This window comes from Vibrio sp. V42_P2S4T144 (genome assembly GCF_009904715.1).
In the GTDB taxonomy this organism is placed as follows: Bacteria; Pseudomonadota; Gammaproteobacteria; order Enterobacterales; family Vibrionaceae; genus Vibrio; species Vibrio alginolyticus.
In genome coordinates this window covers 1-2,679 of the sequence record NZ_WXWS01000458.1, presented here as the reverse complement: position 1 = coordinate 2,679, position 2,679 = coordinate 1, and the positions used below count along the sequence as shown (strand labels likewise).

Genomic DNA, 2,679 nt, shown 5'->3' with positions numbered 1-2,679 from the left:
AAGTTGAGGTCAGAAATCTTTAATCAATGTAAAGCTTTGCTAGATCTTGAGGCTCCATTTCTTTGCCTTCTAACTGATCGTTCCAGTTAGTTCCAACAAGAACACCATCTTCAGCAAGAGTCAAAAGCCAATCTTCAACAAAGATATCTAATGGGATTTCTAGTACAGTAAAATCTGCCCATTCTTCAACATTATGTGCTTCTGCATCTTCTTTAGAAGACCAGAAAGGCATGACTTCGCTGTTTTCGAATTCAGTTGAATCGCAAGATAGCCAACCTTCTTCATTGCGTAAACCCCAAACCAATTGGTTTTCTTTCGTTTCTGCAACAAAAAGGTCAAGGTTCGCTTGGATATCTGATGTAAGTTTGCTCATTTCAAAACTCTCGTTGTTATGACGTGGCTAGAGTAACACTAAAGTGCCGATTCCTAAAGCATAATACGGTTGTCGAAATGAGTAAAAATAAAGGAGCCGAAGCTCCTTTTCTGAGGTTAAGTATTCACTCGTTTTTGTTTGCTTTGTGCTTGCAGAGCAAACAAAAACAGGTACTTTACCTTTCTGGAAGAGTTGTGAATATTGTCCACTCTCTTTTTATCTCGCCTTTGTAACCAACGACTGATGCGGTTACTCGACGATTTAAAGCATGGCTGACTTCATCGGTCCCTTGCTGTGCTAAGTGAGTGTCACCAAAACCAACAATGCGGACTCTACTCGGTTCGATGTCGTAGCTTAGTAGGGCTTCACGGACATTGCGTGCTCGTCTTTCAGAAAGATCTTGGTTATGCTTTGAACCACCAACTTTACTAGCATAGCCGTGCAGCTCTATCGAAGTAGTAGGGTACTCTTTTAAAAAGTCGGAAAGCTCTCGGACTTGTCTTCTGAAGACTGGATTGATCTCATCAGAGTCGTTAGCAAAAAGTATCCGCACTTGCATGTTATCTGATGCTTTAATGTATTCTCCACAACCGTCGTTGTCGACCTCTGAGCCTTCAGGTGTACCTGGGCACATATCTCGAGCATTGATGACACCATCGTTATCGTCATCTTGCAAATCTGCTATTTGTTCTGCATTTGGTACAGGACGATACTCATATTCGTCTTCAGCAACAACGTGTTGAGTGATGGCGAGCATACCCAATGCAAATAGAATCTTCACTGGTTTCATGATCAGTACTCCACCTTTTCATTCCATTCTGTAGGTACATCGACACGCAAGGCATTTAACAATTGGCCAGTCGCGTTCATAACGCGGTACTTGGCGTACTGCTCTGAGTATCGAGCATCCAAGTAGTTCTTTCTCGCTTCGAAAAGTTCGTTTTCAGTATTTAACAAGTCCAACAGAGTGCGTTTCCCAATGCGATACTGCTTTTCGTAGGCGATGACAGTTTCTGAGGCCGAATCTACGTGATCCGCTAGGAACTCTTTTTGTTGAAGTGTTAAATCTAACGCACTCCAAGATAGACGAAGACCTTCTTCTACTTGGCGGTATGCACGTTCTCTTAGGTCTTTTGCTTTATTTAGTTGGTAGGCAAAACTTTCAGCGTTGGCTACGTCACTACCACCGTTAAAGAGGTTGTAACGCATACGTAACATTGCTGTTGTCTCTTCGCTGCTTCCTTCGATACCGCTTGCATCATCACGCCATGTTTGAGCCGCTTCTACCGATATCGTTGGGTAGTAAGTTCCCTTAGATTGCTTGTATTGGAACTTTGCAGAGTCCACATCAGCTACCGAAATTTTGATTACTGGATGTGACTCGAATGCCAAGTCAATCGCTTCATCGATGGTGTAGGGAATAAAGTTTTGGTCCGCTCTTGGGAAAATCAATCCTTGTGGTGACTGTCCGACAAGGCGTGTAAAGGTGGTGTGGCTGTCATATAAGTTGTTCTGAGCTGCCACCAAGTTACCATGAGCCTTTGCTAAACGAGCCTCTACCTGGGTTAGGTCTGCTGTAGAACCGATACCTGAGTTAACTCGCTTTTTAATGTCTTCATAGATCTTCTTATGCACTTTCAAGTTATTCTCGGAAAGTGTAAGAATTTCATAAGCTTTTACTGAGTCTAAATAAACTTTCGCGACCTCTAGAGCGGTGTCTTGGGCATCAGCTAGAAGTTGATAACGTACCGATTCAGCATCAGCTGCTGTTCGATCCATATCATTAAGTGTCGCTGAGCCATCCCATATTAGCTGGGTTAGTGTCACGGTGGCTTCTTTTCTTGTCAGATCGGTTGAATCTCGCCCTGACTCTGCGGGTTTGATTCCTTCGTAACCGATACCGGCATCTAAGTCTACGGATGGGAGGTAAGCACCACCAGATGCTTCATTCACATACTGCTTGCTAACGAATTCATTGAACGCACTTTTGATGTCAGGATTGGTTTTTAATGTGTTTTCAACCGCTTGCTCTAGCGTTTGCCCAAACGCATGACTAGCGGTGAACATACCAATACAAAAGGCGTTGGCACGAGTCCACTTCACTGTGATTCTCCTAGATAATGGTAAAAATTCTCGAGGTGATAGGGCTTATAAGTGGAATACTTATAAGGGCGTCAATAATTTAGCGCACAATAACATTAATATGCGATGAAGTAACCTGTTGATTCGCTGTTCATTTGTTTCAATTTTGATAAATCAACCTACTAAATCTGCCTAAAACTTGAATTAAGATCTCAAATTAAAGA

3 protein-coding genes are annotated in these 2,679 nt (G+C 42.6%); all 3 read right to left on the bottom strand.

Going from position 1 to position 2,679, the window contains the following annotated elements; translation table 11 throughout:
- Positions 1 to 19: 19 nt before the first annotated feature.
- Positions 20 to 373, bottom strand: coding sequence for a DUF2750 domain-containing protein (locus CAG68_RS15405; protein ID WP_005377352.1), 354 nt, complete (start codon positions 371 to 373; stop codon positions 20 to 22).
- A gap of 175 nt (positions 374 to 548) precedes the next feature.
- A complete protein-coding gene (locus tag CAG68_RS15400) occupies positions 549 to 1,163 on the bottom strand; it encodes an OmpA family protein (RefSeq protein ID WP_005377354.1) in 615 nt (204 codons plus the stop codon).
- Positions 1,164 to 1,165: 2 nt separating this feature from the next.
- Complete coding sequence (locus CAG68_RS15395; protein WP_017635971.1) at positions 1,166 to 2,476, bottom strand: TolC family outer membrane protein; 1,311 nt, start codon at positions 2,474 to 2,476, stop codon at positions 1,166 to 1,168.
- Positions 2,477 to 2,679 lie beyond the last annotated feature (203 nt).

Excerpts from the sequence above, each read along its gene's own strand:
- CAG68_RS15405 (WP_005377352.1), bottom strand. The coding sequence starts at position 373 with ATGAGCAAACTTACATCAGATATCCAAGCGAACCTTGACCTTTTTGTT.
- CAG68_RS15400 (WP_005377354.1), bottom strand. The coding sequence starts at position 1,163 with ATGAAACCAGTGAAGATTCTATTTGCATTGGGTATGCTCGCCATCACT.